This is a genomic window from Pseudomonas guariconensis (genome assembly GCF_015680235.1).
Taxonomy (GTDB): domain Bacteria; phylum Pseudomonadota; class Gammaproteobacteria; order Pseudomonadales; family Pseudomonadaceae; genus Aquipseudomonas; species Aquipseudomonas guariconensis_A.
Window position 1 is genome coordinate 1 of the sequence record NZ_JADLJL010000092.1, and the last position, 391, is coordinate 391.

Annotated in this window: 1 protein-coding gene; it reads right to left on the reverse strand. The window is 63.2% G+C overall.

Annotated elements, in window-relative coordinates; translation table 11 throughout:
* Positions 1 to 391: immunoglobulin-like domain-containing protein (locus IRZ56_RS22965; protein WP_196147031.1), on the reverse strand; the 391-nt coding region annotated here is incomplete at both ends.

Consider the following 391-nt stretch of genomic DNA (forward strand, 5'->3'; position numbering starts at 1 on the left):
TTTCGGCAGGCGCCGGATTCGGCGTCAGCTGTTCGAAGTTGCCGCCGGTGGCACCGGTAATGGTGGTGCTAACGGTGCTGCCATTGTTGTAAACGTCATTGGCCGGGGTCTGGAAGTCCACGGTGCCCGTGGTTTCGCCGGCCTTGATGGTGATGGTCTGGCCGTTGGACAGGGTCACGGTGACCGGCGTCTGCGCCGGGTTGCTCAGGGTGGCGGTGTAGGTGATCACGCCCCCTTCGGTGATGCCTGGTGTCGCGGTCAGGGTGACGCTGGTGGTGTCGACCGAATCGGTGATGACGGTTTCGGCAGGCGCCGGATTCGGCGTCAGCTGTTCGAAGTTGCCGCCGGTGGCACCGGTAATGGTGGTGCTAACGGTGCTGCCATTGTTGTA